The sequence below is a fragment of the Micromonospora sp. DSM 43699 genome (assembly GCF_055517075.1).
This window is the reverse complement of sequence record NZ_JBTMMT010000012.1, coordinates 47,608-65,142: the sequence shown is the minus strand read 5'-3', so window position 1 is coordinate 65,142 and position 17,535 is coordinate 47,608. Positions and strand designations below refer to the sequence as shown.

At 73.2% G+C, this 17,535-nt stretch carries 15 protein-coding genes; 11 read left to right on the top strand and 4 right to left on the bottom strand.

What is annotated here, in order from left to right:
* Positions 1 to 161: 161 nt before the first annotated feature.
* From AC0AIB_RS09045 to AC0AIB_RS09035, 3 genes are all read left to right on the top strand, one after another.
* Positions 162 to 1,373, top strand: coding sequence for a glycosyltransferase family 4 protein (locus tag AC0AIB_RS09045; RefSeq protein WP_328347377.1), 1,212 nt, complete (start codon positions 162 to 164; stop codon positions 1,371 to 1,373).
* A gap of 116 nt (positions 1,374 to 1,489) precedes the next feature.
* On the top strand, positions 1,490 to 3,274 hold the full coding sequence (locus AC0AIB_RS09040) for a DUF4012 domain-containing protein (protein WP_465096406.1): 1,785 nt from the start codon (positions 1,490 to 1,492) through the stop codon (positions 3,272 to 3,274).
* 12 nt (positions 3,275 to 3,286) lie between these two features.
* Complete coding sequence (locus tag AC0AIB_RS09035; protein WP_328347373.1) at positions 3,287 to 3,925, top strand: hypothetical protein; 639 nt, start codon at positions 3,287 to 3,289, stop codon at positions 3,923 to 3,925.
* A 114-nt stretch (positions 3,926 to 4,039) separates the two neighbouring features.
* Here the strand turns inward: AC0AIB_RS09035 and gdhA are convergent, their stop codons facing one another.
* On the bottom strand, positions 4,040 to 5,377 hold the full coding sequence (gene gdhA, locus AC0AIB_RS09030) for an NADP-specific glutamate dehydrogenase (RefSeq protein WP_328348800.1): 1,338 nt from the start codon (positions 5,375 to 5,377) through the stop codon (positions 4,040 to 4,042).
* A gap of 113 nt (positions 5,378 to 5,490) precedes the next feature.
* Between gdhA and AC0AIB_RS09025 the strand changes: the two genes are divergently transcribed.
* The 3 genes from AC0AIB_RS09025 to AC0AIB_RS09015 all read left to right on the top strand — a co-directional run bounded on the left by AC0AIB_RS09025 (position 5,491) and on the right by AC0AIB_RS09015 (position 7,721).
* Positions 5,491 to 5,802: a MazG-like family protein gene (locus tag AC0AIB_RS09025; RefSeq protein WP_328347371.1), complete on the top strand. Its 312-nt coding sequence runs from the start codon at positions 5,491 to 5,493 to the stop codon at positions 5,800 to 5,802.
* A gap of 380 nt (positions 5,803 to 6,182) precedes the next feature.
* Complete coding sequence (locus AC0AIB_RS09020) at positions 6,183 to 6,776, top strand: hypothetical protein (protein ID WP_465096405.1); 594 nt, start codon at positions 6,183 to 6,185, stop codon at positions 6,774 to 6,776.
* A 531-nt stretch (positions 6,777 to 7,307) separates the two neighbouring features.
* Positions 7,308 to 7,721, top strand: coding sequence for a protein-tyrosine phosphatase family protein (locus AC0AIB_RS09015; RefSeq protein ID WP_328347367.1), 414 nt, complete (start codon positions 7,308 to 7,310; stop codon positions 7,719 to 7,721).
* A gap of 180 nt (positions 7,722 to 7,901) precedes the next feature.
* Here the strand turns inward: AC0AIB_RS09015 and AC0AIB_RS09010 are convergent, their stop codons facing one another.
* A complete protein-coding gene (locus tag AC0AIB_RS09010) occupies positions 7,902 to 10,175 on the bottom strand; it encodes an excinuclease ABC subunit UvrA (RefSeq protein WP_328347365.1) in 2,274 nt (757 codons plus the stop codon).
* A 116-nt stretch (positions 10,176 to 10,291) separates the two neighbouring features.
* Here AC0AIB_RS09010 and AC0AIB_RS09005 point away from each other — a divergent pair, with 116 nt between their 5' ends.
* Positions 10,292 to 11,011: a MerR family transcriptional regulator gene (locus AC0AIB_RS09005; RefSeq protein ID WP_328347363.1), complete on the top strand. Its 720-nt coding sequence runs from the start codon at positions 10,292 to 10,294 to the stop codon at positions 11,009 to 11,011.
* 87 nt (positions 11,012 to 11,098) lie between these two features.
* Here AC0AIB_RS09005 and AC0AIB_RS09000 read toward each other — a convergent pair whose 3' ends face one another.
* The gene (locus AC0AIB_RS09000; RefSeq protein ID WP_465096404.1) at positions 11,099 to 12,289 is read right to left on the bottom strand and encodes a hypothetical protein; all 1,191 of its coding nucleotides are present in this window, start codon (positions 12,287 to 12,289) and stop codon (positions 11,099 to 11,101) included.
* Positions 12,290 to 12,670: 381 nt separating this feature from the next.
* Between AC0AIB_RS09000 and AC0AIB_RS08995 the strand changes: the two genes are divergently transcribed.
* Positions 12,671 to 13,927, top strand: coding sequence for a D-alanyl-D-alanine carboxypeptidase family protein (locus AC0AIB_RS08995; protein WP_328347359.1), 1,257 nt, complete (start codon positions 12,671 to 12,673; stop codon positions 13,925 to 13,927).
* 128 nt (positions 13,928 to 14,055) lie between these two features.
* Positions 14,056 to 14,835: a peptidylprolyl isomerase gene (locus AC0AIB_RS08990; protein WP_465096403.1), complete on the top strand. Its 780-nt coding sequence runs from the start codon at positions 14,056 to 14,058 to the stop codon at positions 14,833 to 14,835.
* A gap of 91 nt (positions 14,836 to 14,926) precedes the next feature.
* Here AC0AIB_RS08990 and AC0AIB_RS08985 read toward each other — a convergent pair whose 3' ends face one another.
* A complete protein-coding gene (locus tag AC0AIB_RS08985) occupies positions 14,927 to 15,157 on the bottom strand; it encodes a hypothetical protein (RefSeq protein WP_328347357.1) in 231 nt (76 codons plus the stop codon).
* Between the two features lie 245 nt (positions 15,158 to 15,402).
* Here AC0AIB_RS08985 and AC0AIB_RS08980 point away from each other — a divergent pair, with 245 nt between their 5' ends.
* Positions 15,403 to 16,677, top strand: a complete 1,275-nt coding sequence (locus AC0AIB_RS08980; RefSeq protein WP_328347355.1) for a D-alanyl-D-alanine carboxypeptidase family protein — start codon at positions 15,403 to 15,405, stop codon at positions 16,675 to 16,677.
* Positions 16,674 to 17,519, top strand: coding sequence for a M15 family metallopeptidase (locus tag AC0AIB_RS08975; RefSeq protein WP_465096402.1), 846 nt, complete (start codon positions 16,674 to 16,676; stop codon positions 17,517 to 17,519). The genes AC0AIB_RS08980 and AC0AIB_RS08975 overlap by 4 nt, the downstream gene beginning before the upstream one ends.
* The last annotated feature ends 16 nt before the right edge of the window (positions 17,520 to 17,535 follow it).

Here is a 17,535-nt window from a genome sequence, read left to right as displayed (position 1 = left end):
TCCGCGTCGGGGGCGGCGGTTCGCCGCCGCCCCCCGGCGCGGGCCGACGATCGCGTGCGCGGGCCGGCCGGCGGACGACCCGGCGTCGGCGGTACGCGCAGGATGCGGCGCGGTTCCCGCCCGGCATTGGTGGGGACGACGTCGGGCGGGGGAGCGCGACGATGAAGGTCGGGATCCTGTCGTACCACTTCCCGCCGGAACCGGCGTTCATCCCCGGCAGCCTCGCCGAGGAGCTGGCCCGGCGCGGACACGAGGTGCGGGTGCTGACCGGCTTTCCGGACTATCCCGGTGGCCAGGTCTATCCGGGCTGGCGGCAGCGTTGGCGGCACCTGACCCACAGCGAGCGGTTGACGGTGCGCCGGGTGCCCCGCTATGCCGGCGGGGACGCCTCGCCCGCCGCCCGGATGGCCGGCTATCTCTCCTTCGCCGGCAGTGCCGCGCTGGCGGGCCGGCGCTACCTGGCCGACGTCGACGTGCTGTACGTCTTCCAGTTCCCCGCGACCACCTTCGCCACCGCCGGGTTGCTGCGGCTGCTCGGCCGGGTGCCCACCGTCCTGCACGTGCAGGATCTCTGGACCGGGGAGGTCGCTCCGGGGGAGGCCGCGCCGGACCGGCCCGGCCGGATCGCCAGCACCATGCGACGGGTGCTGCGCGAGGCCGACGCGGTGGCGGTGACCGCCCCGTCCATGCGGGACCTGGTGGTCGCCGGCGGGGTGGCCGAGGCGCGGGTGCGCACGGTGCTCAACTGGACCGACGAGCGGATCTTCCAACCGGTGCGCCCTGGCCGGGAAGCCTGGGCGCTGGTGCGCCGGGACGCCCGCTGCGTGGTCATGCACGCCGGCACGATCGGCGTACGCCAGGGCCTGGAGACCGCGGTACGGGCGGCGGCGGCGCTCGACGACCGGATGGATCTGGTGCTGGTCGGCTCCGGGGCGCAGGAACGGCGGGTCCGGGGGCTCGCCACCGAGCTGGGTGCCGACAACGTCCGCTTCCTCGCGCGGCGGTCGCCGCTGGACATGCCCGAGCTGTACGCCGCCGCCGACTACCAGCTGGTGACCCTGCGCGACCTTCCCGAGCTGCACGGGACGGTGCCGAGCAAGGTGCAGTCCGCGCTGGCCTGCGCCGCCCCGATGGTGGCCTCCGCCGGCGGCGACACCGCGGCCCTGGTGGAGCGGGCCCGGGCCGGGCTCTCCTGTCCGCCCGAGGACTGGGCCGCGCTGGCCGACCGGTTCTGGCTGGCCACCACGATCCCGCCGCCGGCACGGGCCGAGATGGGTCGGCGAGGACGGGAGACGTACCTGCGGGAGATGTCGCTGCGGGCCGGGGTGGACCGGATCGAGGCGCTGCTGGGGGAGATCGCGGCTGGCCGCTGACGAGTGGGTGCCCGCGCACTGACTCCTTAAAAGGCCATAATGAGATCAGAGTGCCGTCAATCATGCTACAAAACCCACTAATGGTCATATCGCCCGAGGCGAGAGCGGAGTACGGCGTGGCGGAGAGCGGTGGATCGCGCAGCGGCCGACGAAGACTGCGGCGGCGGACCCGGCGGCGAATCCGGCGGGCCCTGTTGATCGGGTTGGTCGTCGGTGCGGTGCTGTTCGGCGCGGTCGGCTGGGTGGGGTTCCGCGGTTGGCAGGCGCATGCCCACCTGGTCAACGCGGCCGGGCTCGCCCGGGAGCTGAGCACCCAGGTGCTCGGCGGTGACCTCGACCGTGCCCAGCGCACGCTGGCGGCGTTGCAGGAACAGGCCGGTGCGGCCCGGACCGCCACCAGTGATCCCGGTTGGGGGCTCGCCCGCCACGCCCCGTACGCCGGCGACGACGTGGCGGCCGTACGCACCATCGCGGTGGCCATCGACGACCTGGCCCGACAGGCGTTCCCGGCGTTGCTGCGCACCGACCTGACCACGCTGGTGCCGACCGAGGGGCGGCTGGACCTGGCCCGGTTGCGGGCCGCCTCGGCGGACCTGACCGCGGCGGACGCCGCCGTCCGCAGGTCCCGGGCCGGCCTCGACGCGGTGCCCGCCGACGACCTGGTCAGTCAGCTCGGCACGGCGTTGGCGGAGCTGCGTACGGAGATCGACCGGCTGGCCGGACTGACCGGGGCGGCCGACCGGGGCGCCCGGGTGCTGCCCGCCCTGCTCGGGGCGGACGGGCCGCGCAGTTACCTGCTGCTGTCGCAGAACCTCGCCGAACTGCGCGCCACCGGTGGCATGTTCGGCGCGTACGCGGTGATCCACGCCGACGACGGGCGGATCCGGATGCGCGAGCAGGGCACCAGCGCCCAGTTCGGCCGCTTCACCCCGGCGCTGCGGGTGGACGACGAGGTGCGCCGGATCTACACCGACCTGCCGGGCATCTATCCGGCCGACGTCAACCTCACGCCGAACTTCCCGACCGCGGCGAAGCTCTACCGGGAGATGTACCGACGGCACAGCGGCGTGACCGTCGACGGGGTCCTGACGGTCGACCCGGTGATGCTGTCCTATCTGCTCCAGGCCACCGGGCCGGTGCCGGTGCCGGGCGACGCCACCCTGGTCAGCAGCCAGGTGGTGCGCACCCTGCTCAGCGACGCCTACCAGGGGCGGGACGACAACGGGCAGGACGCCTTCTTCGCCGCGTCCGCGTCCGCCGTCTTCGACGCCTTCCTCACGAAGAAGGTCAACCCAAGAGTGCTTTTGTCGGCTTTAGACCGCTCCATCACGGAAAGGCGGATACTGTTCTGGAGTGCCCGATCCACGGAACAGCGGACGTTCGCCGACACCCGGCTCGCCGGTGCGCTCCCTGAACAGGAGTCCGCACCGACCGTCGGGGTCTTCCTCAACGACGGCAGCGGCGCCAAGCTCGGCTACTACCTGCGGCCGACGGCGGCCCTCACCGTCGGCGACTGCGCCGACGAGGGGCGGCGGCAGCTCCGGCTGCGGTTCACCCTGCACTCCTCGGCCCCCGACTCGGGTCTCACCAAGTCGGTGCTCGGCCTCGGCAAGGCGGGCGATCCGTACACCGCCCGGACCCTGATCTCCATCTACAGCCCGGCCGGCGGGACGGTGCTCGGTGCCCGGCTGGACGGGAAACCGACCCCGCTGGGCAGCGGGATCGAGCGTCGTCGGCAGGTCGTCATCGCCACCGTCGACGTCGCCCCCGGTGCCACCCGAACCCTCGACGTGGACCTGCTGACCGGCAGGAACACCACCGGCACCCCCGAACTCTGGCACACACCGACCGCCACCCCATGGACCACCCAAGTAGTTCCCGCACCTAGCTGCAAACAGTAGGAGGAGACCATCATGCGGCTATCCCGCATTCTCACGGCGCTGACGGTCGGTCTGGCCATCGTGGCCGTGCCGACCGCCGCGGGGGCTGCTCAGCCGCAGCCACCCGCCACCACCAGCACCCCGCAGCCGCCACCGGACTATCCACCCACCACGCCGTCGCTGACGGCCAACCCGACGACGATCGTCATCGGCGAGACGGTGGTCCTCACCGGCACCGGCTTCGGACCGAACGAGATCGTCGACATCGACGTCACCGTGGCGCCCCTCGCCGCGGCCGTTCCGGGGCAGGCGCCGGCCCGGCGCAGCGACGGCACCACCGTCGCCATGGTGAAGGTCGACTATTCGCAGCCGCAGCCCGCGCCGCGGCACTTCACGGCGCAGACCGACGCGAACGGTAACTTCACCGTGAGCTACCGGCCGAGCGACATCGGGCGGCTCACCTTCACCGCGACCGGGCGCACCTCGGGCCGTACGGCCAGCACGACGATCACAGTGCTGCCGAAGAAGAAGCCGCACCCGCACCTGCCGGTGACCGGTGACAACCTGGGCACGCCGCTGAAGGTCGGCGGCGGGCTGGTCGGCGCCGGTGTGGTGCTGATGCTCACCGCCTTCGGCTGGCGGCGTCGCCACCGGTTCGGCATGACCCGCTGATCCGGATCACACCGGTACGCACAGGTGCCCGTCGGACCATCGGTCCGGCGGGCACCTGCCGTGCGCCCAGGCCGGTGGGTGCCCGCCGTCGGCGGGCCGCAGTGGTCCGGTCGGTCACACCAACCCGTGCGCCAGCATCGCCTCGGCCACCCGGCGGAAGCCGTTGATGTTCGCCCCCGCCACGTAGTCGCCCGGTAGGCCGTACTCCTCGGCGGTGGACCAGCAGCGGGCGTGGATGTCCCGCATCGTCTCCCGCAGCCGCTGCTCCGAATGGGCGAACGTCCACGAGTCCCGGCTGGCGTTCTGCTGCATCTCCAACGCGCTCACCGCCACCCCACCGGCGTTGGCCGCCTTGCCCGGCGCGAACTTCACCCCGGCCCTGCCGAGGATGCGGACCGCCTCCGGGGTGGTCGGCATGTTCGCCCCCTCGACCACCGCGACACAGCCGCCGGCGACCAGCGCCGCGGCCTCCGCGCCGCCGATCTCGTTCTGCGTCGCACACGGCAGGGCCAGGTCACAGGGCACCTCCCAGACGGTACGGTCGCTGACCGCCACCGCGTGCGGCACGTGCCGCACGTAGTCGTCGAGGCGGGCCCGGCGGGTCTCCTTCAGCTCCCGAAGCAGCTCCAGGTTGATGCCCTTCTCGTCGAGCACGTACCCGGCGGAGTCGGAGCAGGCCACCACCGTGCCACCGAGCTGGTGCACCTTCTCGATCGCGTACGTCGCCACGTTGCCGGAACCGGAGACCACCACCCGCTTGCCGTCCAGGGTGGCCCCGGCCTGCTTCAGCATCTCCTCGGCGAAGAACACCGCCCCGTACCCGGTCGCCTCGGTGCGCGCCTGTGCACCCCCGTACGACAGGCCCTTGCCGGTCAGCACGCCCGACTCGTACCGGTTGGTGATTCGTTTGTACTGGCCGAACAGGTAGCCGATCTCCCGGCTGCCGACGCCGATGTCGCCGGCCGGCACGTCGGTCTGTTCGCCGATGTGCCGGTACAACTCGGTCATGAAACTCTGGCAGAACCGCATCACCTCGCGGTCCGAGCGGCCCTTCGGGTCGAAGTCCGCGCCACCCTTGCCACCGCCGATCGGCAGCCCGGTCAGCGCGTTCTTGAAGATCTGCTCGAAACCGAGGAACTTGACGATCCCCAGATAGACCGACGGGTGGAAGCGCAGGCCGCCCTTGAACGGGCCGAGCGCGCTGTTGAACTCCACCCGGAAACCCCGGTTGACCCGGACCCGCCCGTGGTCGTCCTCCCAGGGCACCCGGAAGATGATCTGCCGTTCCGGCTCGCAGATCCGTTCGAGGATGTGGGCGTGCCCGTACTCGGGGTGGCGGGCGAGGGCCGGGCCGATGCTCTCCAGCACCTCCCGTACCGCCTGGTGGAACTCCGGCTCACCCGGGTTCCGACCGACCACGCGGGTGAACACCGACTCGGCGGCCTCCGCCATTGCGGTCACGTCCCTTCCCGTCGCGGTGCGGCCTCGGCACCACACCGTCGTCGGTGTGCGCCACCGACCGCCCCCGGATACGGATCGTCACCCCTGTCCGGTTCACTGGAGGAGTGGACGAGTTGATCTGGAGCGCTGCCCGGTCCGCCCGCGCCTGGCTGGACGCCGCCAACGGCACCGACCAGGGCGAGCTTACCTGCCGAATCCTGAAGCTCACCGAGGAGGCCGGCGAGGCGGCCGGTGCGTGGATCGGTGTGCTGGGCCAGAACCCCCGCAAGGGCGTGACGCACAGTCACGAAGAGGTGGCGGCCGAGCTGGCCGACGTGGTCTTCACCGCCTTGGTCGCCATCGAGAGTCTGGGCCTGGACGCCCGGTCGGTGGTGACCGCCTGCGCGGCGAAGGTCGAGTCCCGGATCACCCCGTGACGCCTTCGGCACCCGATGGGTGGGTGCGGTGTCGGTGGGCGCGCGTCGATCGTCCGCCGCGTCCGTTCTGCCCCCGTCAGTCGTTACACCTGGTCCGGTGCCCCGGCGTCCGGTGCCGCGAGCCCCCGCTCGCGCGCCCGGGACGCGGTCTGCACCTCCGGGGAATGGCCCCGGGACGCCGGTCGTTACACCTGACCCCGGCCCGAGTGGCACCCCCGCCCAGCGGCGAGTCCCGCCAGCGGCAAGCCCCGCCGGAGACCCCTGAGTTTCTTTCCCCGCATGAGCGCCCGACGTGGTGCCCACGCCCTGCGAGCCGTCCCCCGACGGGCACCCGACCCCCTGGTCGGCCAGGGCGTCAACCCTCCGAAGGAGCTACCCCCATGAACACCACCATCCTGCGCAAGACCGCTCTCGGTATCGCCGGCCTCGCCTTCACCGGCGGCATCCTCGCCGGCCCCGCCACCCACGCCCACGCCACCACCGACACCCGCCCGGTCGCCGTGACCGTCCAGGCCGACAAGCCGGCGGTGGACAAGGGCAGGCTGATCCCGCACGGTGTGCAGGGCGACCAGTCCCGCATCGACCTGGACGACGAGCAGACCGCCAACGTCAGGGCGATCATCGCCGCGACCAAGAAGTCGGGCCTGGACGAGCGGGCCGCGGTCATCTCCATCGCCACCGCCCTCCAGGAGTCCAAGCTGGAGAACCTGGGCCACCTGGGCGACCGCAACGACCACGACTCGCAGGGCCTGTTCCAGCAGCGCCCGTCGTCCGGCTGGGGCACGGTCGAGCAGATCACCGACCCCGAGTACGCCACCACCGCGTTCCTCAAGGGCCTCAAGCAGGTCGACGGCTGGCAGGACATGCCGCTGACCAAGGCCGCCCAGACCGTCCAGGTCTCGGCCTACCCCGACCACTACGCCCAGTGGGAGCAGCAGGCCGCCGACCTCGTCGGCCAGCACTGGAACAGCTGACCCACCCGCACCCGCACATGACGCCGTTGGCCGGCACCCCGCCCGGGGTGCCGGCCAACGGTATGTGCACCGACCGCCGGCAGATCGGCAGGTCGCCGCGCCGGCTGACCGGCAGGCCGGCGGGAGCGGCAAGGGATCGTGGAGAGTTGTTGCTGCCCCCGGCCTGCCCCCGGCACCACAACTCTCCACACAGGCCCGCGTCGCCTCGGTGATCCTCATCCACAGCCCCGTGGTCGTAGCCGGCGCGGGCGGCTGTCTCGGCCAACCCGATGCCGGCGGGCCAGGCGGACAGAGGAGAGTGACGGGGGTCACTGCAGGGCGGGGAAGGAGCGCGAGGGGCCCCGCGTTGTGCAGGGTGTCGGTGTGTTCGGTGTCCCCGGGCCTCACCTGAAATGCCGTCGCGGAGTTCCGTTCGGCTGGAGCCGCGTCGCGCCACGCGCCGAGAGGCGACCCGCACATCGACACGCGCCGCCCCCGACCCACCAGGGTCGGGGGCGGCGCGCTGTGTCCGTACGGGGCAGAATTCAGGGTGTGGACTGGTCCAGTTCGACCGGCGTGGTCACCCTGCCCAGCGGTGCGACCGTGCGCGGGCGACGGGTGGCCGACGTGGTGTCGCCCGCCGACTTCGCCCTGATCCTGGCACCCGGCCCGGCCCCGGCCTGGCCCTACCGGCAGATCCGGTGGCCCGACTTCTGGCTGCCCCTCGACCGCGCGGACGCCCTGGACGCGCTCCGCGAGGCACTGCGCCGCGCGCACGACGGTGGTCGGGTGGAGGTGGCCTGCCGGGGCGGGATCGGCCGGACCGGCACCGCCCTCGCCGCCCTGGCGATCCTCGACGGGCTGCCGGCCCGGCAGGCGGTGGGCTGGGTCCGCGACCGCTACCACCCGAAGGCCGTGGAGACCCCCTGGCAGCGCGTCTGGCTGCGGCGGCTCCCGGACCGCTGACCGCTCTCGCCCAGACCCGCGCGACCGGTCCCGCCTGCCGGTCCCGCGCGACCGGTCCCGCCTGCCGGTCCCGCGCGACCGGTCCCGCCTGCCGGTCCCGCGCGACCGGTCCCGCCTGCCGGCCGGGGCGATGACGACCGACGCCGCCGCCATGCCGGGCCGAGCTGCGCGACCTGTCGGTTACCGGGGTGCGACGTACTCGCGCAGGTGGCGGGCGGTCACTGTGTCGGCGTGCGCGACCAGGTCGGCGGGGGTGCCGGTGAAGACGACCCGGCCACCGTCGTGCCCGGCGCCGGGGCCCAGGTCGACGATCCAGTCCGCGTGCGCCATCACCGCCTGGTGGTGCTCGATGACGACCACCGTGTTGCCCGCGTCGACCAGCCGGTCCAGCAGCGCCAGCAGTTGGTCCACGTCGGCCAGGTGCAGGCCGGTGGTCGGCTCGTCCAGCACGTAGGTGGCGGCCTTCTCGGCCATGTGTACGGCGAGTTTGAGCCGTTGGCGTTCCCCGCCGGAGAGCGTGGTGAGTGGCTGCCCCAGGGTCAGGTAGCCGAGACCGACCTCGGCCAGCCGGTCCAGCACCACCCGGGGCGGCCCGGACGGGAAGAAGTCCCGGGCTTCGGTGACCGACATGCCGAGCACCTCGCTGATGTTCCGGCCGCGCAGCGTGTACCTCAGCACCTCGGGGGTGTAGCGCCGCCCCTCGCACGCCTCGCAGACGGTGGCGACGGCGGCCATCGTCGCCAGGTCGGTGTAGACCAGCCCGATCCCCTTGCAGGTCGGGCAGGCGCCCTCGGAGTTGGCGCTGAACAGCGCCGCCTTCACCCCGTTGGCGCGGGCGAACGCGGTACGGATCGGGTCGAGCAGGCCGGTCCAGGTCGCCGGGTTGCTGCGCCGGGAGCCCCGGATGGCGGCCTGGTCGACCACCACGACCCCGTCCCGACGGGGCAGCGAGCCGTGGATCAGCGAACTCTTGCCCGAGCCCGCCACCCCGGTGACCACGGTCAGCACCCCCAGCGGCAGGTCGACGTCGACGTCGCGCAGGTTGTGCAGGTCGGCACCGCGGATCGACAGGTGACCGGTGGGCCGGCGGACGGCTGTCCGCAGGGTGACCCGGTGGTCGAGGTGCCGACCGGTGAGCGTGTCGGAGCGGCGCAGCCCGGCCACGTCTCCGGTGTAGCAGATCCGGCCGCCGGCCGACCCGGCACCCGGGCCGAGGTCGACCACGTGGTCGGCGATCGCGACGGTCTCCGGTTTGTGCTCCACGACCAGCACCGTGTTGCCCTTGTCGCGCAGGCGCAGCAGCAGGTCGTTCATCCGGGCGATGTCGTGCGGGTGCAGCCCCACCGTCGGCTCGTCGAAGACGTACGTCACGTCGGAGAGGCTGGACCCGAGGTGACGGACCATCTTGACCCGCTGCGCCTCGCCGCCGGAGAGGGTGCCGGACTCCCGGTCCAGGCTGAGATAGCCCAACCCGATCTCCACAAGCGAGTCCAGGGTCTCGCGCAGGTCGGCCACCAGCGGCGCCACCGACGGGGCGTCGATCCCGCCGACGAACTGCGCCAGGTCGCTGATCTGCAGGGCCGCGCACTCCGCGATGCTGCGCCCGGCGATCCGCGAGGACAACGCCGCCTCGTTGAGGCGGGCCCCGCCGCAGGCGGCGCAGGTCGTGAAGGTGACCGCCCGGTCCACGAAGGCGCGGATGTGCGCCTGCATCGACTCCCGGTCCTTGGTCAGGTAGAGCCGGCGGACCTTCACCATCAGGCCCTCGTACGTCCAGTTGTTGGCACCCACCTTGATCTTCGTGGCCGGCTTGTGCAGGAAGTCCGCCCACTGCTGTGCGGTGAAGTCCTGGAGCTTGACGTCCGGGTCGAACAGGCCGGACCCGACGATGGTCTGCCAGTACCAGGAGTCCACGGCGAAGTTCGGCACCAGGATCGCCCCGTCGTTGAGCGAGCGCTCCACGTCCACCATCGCCGACACGTCCAGGTCGGAGACCCGGCCCAGCCCCTCACAGGTCGGGCACATGCCCTCGGCGAGGTTGAAGCTGAACGCCCCGGCCCCGCCGACGTGCGGCTCGCCGAGCCGGCTGAACAGGATCCGCAGCATCGCGTACGCGTCGGTCGCGGTGCCCACTGTGGAGCGGGAGTTCGCCCCCATCCGTTCCTGGTCGACCACGATCGCCGGGGTCAGGTTCCGCAGTGAGTCGACGTCGGGCCGGGACAGGTTCGGCATGAACGACTGGAGGAAGGCACTGTACGTCTCGTTGATCAGACGGCGGGACTCGGCGGCGACGGTGCCGAACACCAGGGACGACTTCCCCGAACCGGAGACCCCGGTGAAGACGGTGAGCCGCCGCTTGGGTATGTCGACGGACACCCCGGTCAGGTTGTTCTCCCGGGCTCCCCGTACCTCGATCACGTCGTGGTGGTCGGCGGACTTCGCTGATTGCTCCATACCTTCGATTTTCTCATTCATGATCCTGTTGAGACTTCTGCCGGCAGCCGCCGCGCTGGTGGGGAGAGAGCTGGGCGGAAAGTCTCAAACCACATGACAACCGGTAAGCTGAGCGGGTGGGGGAGCGGCGGTGGCGGATGATCGACGTCGCGGCCAGCGCGGGGATCTCCACCCAGCAGGTGCGCAACTATCTGGCCGACGGGGTGCTGCCACCGGCCGACCGCACCCCGAGCGGCTACCGGATGTTCACCGGGCGGCACGTCCGGGCCCTCGCGGTGGCCCGCCTGATGGCCGAGGGGCACGGTTGGTCGCGTACCCGGGAGGTGCTGGCCGCCGTGCACCGGGGTGAGCTGCCGACGGCGCTCGCCGCGCTCGACGCCGGGCATGCCGAGCTGGACCGTGAACGGGCCGAGATCGCCCGGGTGCTGGGCGCCTTCACCACGGTGCTGGCCAGCCCTGCGGCGGCCGTGCCCCGCCGGGACGCCCGGATCGGTGTGGTGGCCGCCCAGGTCGGCGTGCGCACCTCGCAGCTGCGCCTGTGGGAGCAACGTGGCCTGCTCCGCCCGCACCGGCAACGCGGCACCGGCTACCGGGTGTACGACGTGGCCGAGTGGCGGGCGGCGCAGGTCGTGGCGCTGCTGCGCCGGGGCGGCTACCCGTTCGACATCATCACCGCGGTCCTCGCCGAACTGCGCAGCACCGGCCGGCCGGACCGGGTCCGGGCGGAGCTGGCCCGGCGGGAGCAGGACCTGCACCGCCGCAGCCTGCGCCGGCTGCGGGCCTCCGCCGCGCTGTACGACTACCTGGCCGAGACCGGGCCCACCGAGGGTCACTGAGCCGACGGCCCACCGAGGGGCACCGGGCGGGCCGGAAAGCCGGACGGCCCGGCGGATCATCCGCCGGGCCGTCCGTGGGCGAGGGGGTCAGTTCAGGCCGCAGGTGGCGAAGTTGTCGAGGTCGGGGCGTTGTGCGCCGACGCGGTTGAAGGCGATCTCGATGCGGTCTAGGGCGGCCTGGCGCTTGTCCTTGAGGGGGCCGAGGATGGCGTTGTTGATGAAGTTGGCGCCGCCCTGGGGGTTGGCGGCCTGTTGGGCGAGGCGGGCGTTGGCCTCGTTGATCTGCTTGTCGAGGTTGGCCAGTTCGGCCTGGACGTTCGCGGCGGCCTGGGCGGGCACGGCGGGGATCTGCGGCGTCGGGCAGTTCACCGTCCGGGCGGCACCCGCACCGGCGTTTCCGGCACCCGCGTTGCCCGCGCCCGCGTTCCCGGCACCCGCATTGCCGGCACCGGCGTTGCCCGCGCCCGCGTTTCCGGCACCCGCGCCGTTGAGGCCGCAGGTGGCGAAGTTGTCGAGGTCGGGGCGTTGTGCGCCGACGCGGTTGAAGGCGATCTCGATGCGGTCGAGGGCGGCCTGGCGCTTGTCCTTCAGTGGGCCGAGGATGGCGTTGTTGATGAAGTTGGCGCCGCCCTGGGGGTTGGCGGCCTGTTGGGCGAGGCGGGCGTTGGCCTCGCTGATCTGCTTGTCCAGGTTGGCCAGTTCGGCCTGGACGTTCGCGGCGGCCTGGGCCGGTACGGCGGGGATCTGCGGCGTCGGGCAGTTCACCGTCTGCGCGCCGGCCGTGGTGTTCGCGCCCGTGCCGGCGTTACCGGCGTTGCCGGCCTTGACGGAGCTGTTCAGCGCGCTGGCGACGCCCGGGGCGTTCAGCCCGCAGGTGGCCAGGCTGTCCAGGTCGGGGCGCTGCGCGCCGACCCGGTTGAAGTTGATCTCGATGCGGTCGAGCACCGCGACGCGCTTGCTCTTCAGCGGGCCGAGGATGGCGTTGTTGATGAAGTTCGCGCCGCCCTGCGGGTTGGCCGCCTGCTTGGCCAGCCGCTCGTTCTGCCGGGCGATCTCCTCGTCCAGGTTGGCCAGTTCCCGCTCCACCCCGGCGGCCGCCGCGGCCGGAACCGCCGGCAACTTGTCCCGCACGGTGGGGCAGTTCACGGTCTGCGCGGCGGTGCTGCCGGTGTTCTCGGCAGCGGAGGCGAGCTGCAGACCGCCACCCAGGAGCAGCACCGCCAGGGCGCCCACTCCGCCGAGCTTGAGGACGGAATTCTTCCGCATTGGCCTGGCCATGTACCTCTCCTCTGATCTCCGGCGGGCCGTGGACGATCGTCGCGTCCGGGGTCCCGACGGTGGCTGGGGTCAAGGAGGTTCGTGGCACTGGCGACCGCCCCGATCCGTCCTTGCGGCGATGGATACGGGGACCGCGCGGAGATCGTTCAAGAAGTTCGGTGAGCCACTGGTGACGCTGCGTGTGAATCCGATAAATTAGCAGGTCGGAGGGGTTGGGAGCGGTCCCGTGGTCGATGCGGAAAGACCGATTTCATCATCCCTGCGTCACGACCTGGGGACTCAGGGTGCATGGATGGGTGCTCGACGGGTCGATCGCGTCGGTGCTGACCGGTGACGCGGCGGCTGCGGATCCGGCGTACCGCATCGGTAGGGTGCCTCACCATGAGACCCCGGGTCCTGGCCGCCGCTGTCGCGGCCGTACTCCTCACTGCGGGGGCGACGCCCGTCCCGGCCCGCGCGGGCGTCCCCACCCGCGCCGGGACGGCCCGCGCAGCCGTCGTGCCGTGCCCGAAGCTGCCGGCACCGAAGGTGACCCGACCACCCCGCCCCGTGCCGCCCCCGGCGGTGCCCGCGCAGCAGGTGGTGGGTGGGGAGGCGCTGGCCACCCCCGGACTGACCGTGCCGACCGGCGCACCCGCGCCGCCGCCGGTCACCGCGACCTCCTGGCTGGTCGCCGACCTGGACACCGGGGCGGTCCTCGGCGGCTGCGGCCCGCACGAGTACGGCACCCCGGCCAGCGTGCAGAAGCTGCTGCTGGCCGCCACCATGCTGCCGAAGCTGAACCCGAAGCAGGTGGTCACGGTGACCCGCCCGGATCTGGACATCGAGCCGGGCAGCTCCGCGGTCGGCCTGCTCGACGGGGGTCGCTACCCGGTCGAGACCGTCTGGCTCGGCCTGCTGCTCCAGTCCGGCAACGACGCGGCCAACCTGCTGGCCCGCCTCGGCGCGGGTAACGCATCGGCCGGGGTACGCGAGATGAACGCCGAGGCCCGTCGGCTCGGCGCGTGGCAGACCCACGCGGTGACCCCGTCCGGGCTGGACGGGCCGGGCCAGTTCACCAGCGCGTACGACCTGGCGTTGATCGCCCGGGTCTGTTTCGCCGACCCCACCTTCCGCCGGTACGCGCTGACCGAGCGGACCCAGATCCCGGCCCAACCGACGCTGCGCAAGCCCGGCTTCCAGATCCAGAACGAGAACCAGTTGATCTACCGTTACCCCGGGGCGCTGGGCGGCAAGACCGGTTTCACCGAGCTGGCCCGGCACACCTACGTCGGTGCCGCCGAACGCGACGGCCGGCGGCTGGTGGTGACCCTGCTCGGTGCGGAGGCCCGCCCGGTGCGCGGCTGGGAGCAGGGGGCGCGGCTGCTCGACTGGGGCTTCGGACTGCCCCGGGACGCCTCGGTGGGCCGGCTGGTCGACCCCGGTGAGGTGACCACCCCCAGCGCGGCACCGTCGGCGTCCGCCCCGGTGGCCGCCGCGTCGACTCCCGCCGGGCGGGCGGTGGGCGCACCGGACCGGCTCGGTGGGGCGGTGGTAGGCGGGGCTGCGGGACTGGTCGGGTTGCTGGCCGTCCTGCTCGCCGTCGGCCGCCGACGTCGCGCCCGCCGTCGGGTCCGGCGACGCGTCGCCTGGGACTGACCGTCGCCCCGCGTCGGTGCCGCCTCGCCCGGGATCGGCCGGCGTCGACAACCGGGTCCGCCCTCCATAGACTCCGGTCGTTCCGGTACCACCCGTCTCTCCGGTACCACGAGTCCAGGAGGACCACAGTGTCGAGTGAACCCCGACCGTTCGCCGCCGGGTCGCGTGCCCACGGCCGGCTGGCCCGCCTCGTCGGGGCGGCGCTGGCCTCGGCCGCGCTGGTCGTCGTCGGTGGCACCGCGGCCGTCGCCGCGCCGGCCGACGGGCCGAGCGCCGCCCGGACCACGAAGGGGCCGTGCGCGTACACCTCCACGCCCGACGAGCCGGCGGCCCGGCCGGTCCCGCTACCGCCGGACCCGCGACGGACGCCGGACCACGGCACGGTCCGGGTCACCCTGCGCACCAACCAGGGCCCGATCGGGCTGACCCTGGACCGGGAGCAGGCCCCGTGCACCGCGCAGAGCTTCCTGCACCTGGCCCGGCACCGGTTCTACGACTGGACACCCTGTCACCGGCTCACCGCGTACCCGACGCTCAAGGTGCTCCAGTGCGGTGACCCGTCGGGCACCGGCGAGGGCGGGCCGGGCTACCGCTACCGTGACGAACTGCCCACCGACCTGCCGCCCGCGCCGACCGACCCCACCGGGGTACGCCGGCTCTACGCCCGGGGCACCCTGGCCATGGCCAACGCCGGGCCGGACACCAACGGCAGTCAGTTCTTCCTGGTCCAGTCGGATTCGGCGCTGCGGCCCAACTACACCGTGTTCGGCAGCATCGACGCGGCCGGGCTGGCCACCCTGGACCGGATCGCCGCCGGTGGTATCGCACCCACCGCCGAGGACCCGGCCCCGGTCGACGGCGCCCCGGCCCTCCCGGTGCAGATCCACCGCGCCATCCGGGGCCACTGAGCCGGCGGAGCATCGGCCTGCCGGCCGGGATCACATCCGGCAGGCCGCCGAGCCGGTCCGGGCGGGGCGGTCGATCGCCCCGCCCGGACGGTCAGCTCTCCTCGTCTGCGGCCCGGGCCCGGTCGGCGTCCGCGTCGGCCGCACCGACCGGCACGCCGTCACCGTCCCGGTCCGCCTCGGACAGGTCCACGTCCGCGCCGGCCCGGGCGGCGTCGGCGCGGGCGTCGTCCGCCCCCACCACGGGACGGGTGTCGATCTCATCGAGGTCGACGAGGCCACCACTGGCCGCGAGGCCGAGCGGGGCGTAACGGGGGTCGGTCATGGTCTCCTCCTTCACCGGTGCCTACCTCTCCGCTACCCGCGTGGACCGTCGTCGACACCTTCCGCCACTGTCACGTGGGCCGGCGGTCACGTATCGACCGTCTACGCGGTCACGTACCGACCATCGGCGTGGTGGGTCGGCGTGGACCGGGCCAGGGGCGGCACCCTACCGGCCCGCAGGGGGCGGCCGGGCGTGATTCGCCGGATCGCCCGAGCGGCCGGCCCGGGATCACTACGTTCGTCAGCGTGAGAGTTCGGGGACGTACCGCCGCTGTCATCGCTGCCCTCCTGCTGTCGCCGGTCGGCGCGCCCGCCGGTGCGGTGGCCGCTCCCGGTGCCGTGGCCGCTCCCGGTGCCGTGGCCGCTCCCGGTGCGGTGATCACCGGGCCGTGCGCGGCCGTGCCGGCGGCGTCCCGGCCACCCCGGCCGGTGCCGCCGCGCGCGGATCCCACCGCCCGTGCGGTCGGCGGTCCGGCCCTGGCCACCGAGGCGCTGGTACGCCCCGCCGGGACGCCCGCACCGCCCGCCGTGCCGGCCGCCTCCTGGGTGGTCGCCGACCTGGACAGCGGCGACGTGCTCGGCGGCTGCGGACCACACGAGTACGCCACCCCGGCCAGCGTGCAGAAGCTACTGCTCGCCGCCACCGTGCTGCCGAAACTCGACCCCCAGCAGGTGGTCACCCTCACCGACGGCGACCTCGACATCGAGCCCGGCAGCTCCGCCGTGGGTTTCGCCGAGGGCGGCCGGTACCGGATCGAGACCCTCTGGCTGGGCCTGCTGCTCAAGTCCGGCAACGAGGCGGCGAACGCGCTGGCCCGCCTCGGCGGTGGCCCGGACGGGCTGCCCGGCGGGTTGCGGGCGATGAACGCACACGCCCGGCAGCTCGGCGCGTTGCAGACCCACGCGGTGACCCCGTCCGGGCTGGACGGGCCGGGCCAGTTCACCAGCGCGTACGACCTGGCACTGATCGCCCGCGCCTGCTTCGCCGACGCCACCTTCCGCCGCTACGACACCACCCGGGAGGCGACGATCCCCGCCCAGCCGGCGCTCGGCGAGAAGGCCTTCCCGATCCAGAACGACAACCAGCTGCTCTACCGCTACCCGGGGGCGCTGGGCGGGAAGACCGGTTTCACCGACCTGGCCCGGCACACCTACGTCGGGGCCGCCGAGCGTGGCGGACGGCGGCTGGTGGTCACCCTGCTCGGTGCGGAGGTCGTCGACAAGCGGGGCTGGGAACAGGGCGCGGCCCTGCTCGACTGGGGCTTCGGGGTGCCCCGGGGCGCGGCGGTGGGCCGACTGGTCAACCCGGGCGAGCTGACCGCTGGCCCGTCCGGGACCGCCACTGCCACCGCCACCCCGCCCCCGCTGGCCGCCGCCGGTGGTCCGAGCCGGCTCGACCCGGCCGGTCACCCCTGGTCACGTCCGCTGGTCGCGGTCTCCCTGGCCGCCGTCGTGGCCGGACTCGCCGGGCTGCTGCTCGCCCTTCGCCACCGACCCCACGACATCCGCCGACGGCGGTGAGGCCCGGCGCGCACCGCCGCCGGTGGGTGCTGGTCCGGTTGCTGCTCGTCGCGGTGGTGCTCGCGGCGGCGGGCTGTGACCGGCCACCGCAGCCCGCGCCGCTGGCGGACGCCGCCACGCCCACCCCGACCGGACCCCGTGCCCCGGCCGACGTGGTGCTGCTGTCCGAGGTGGACCCGAGCATCGTCGTCGACATCCGGTACGCCGGCCCGCACAACTTCGTCGGCCGCCCGGTGGACGGCTACGACGAGCCGTTGTGCCTGCTCACCCGTACCGCCGCCGAGGCGCTACGCCGGGTGCAGGACGCCGCCCGCGCCCGGGGGTTGAGCCTACGGGTCTACGACTGCTACCGCCCGCAGCGTGCCGCCGACGAGTTCGTCCGGTGGGCGAAGGGCCCGGCCGGGCAGCAGATGAAGGCCGAGTTCTATCCCCGGGTGGCCAAGTCGAGGCTCTTCGCCGACGGCTACCTCGGTGCACCCACCGCGCACAGCCGGGGCAGCACCCTCGACCTGACCCTGGAGCCCCGCCCGGCCCTGCCCCGCTCCTCGTACGCCCCGGGACAGCCGCTGGTGGCCTGCACCGATCCGGCCGACAGGCGGTTCGCCGACGGGGCAATCGACATGGGCACCGGCTTCGACTGTTTCGACCCGCTGGCGCACACCGCCGACGCCCGGATCACCGGCACCGCCCGGACCAACAGGCAACTGCTCAAGCGCCTGATGACCGACTGCGGTTTCGTCAACTACGACCGGGAGTGGTGGCACTACCGGTACGCCGACGAGCCCTACCCGGACACCTGGTTCGACTTCCCGGTGGCCCGCTCGTCCCTGCCGCCCCGCTGACGGCACGGCAGGTGTC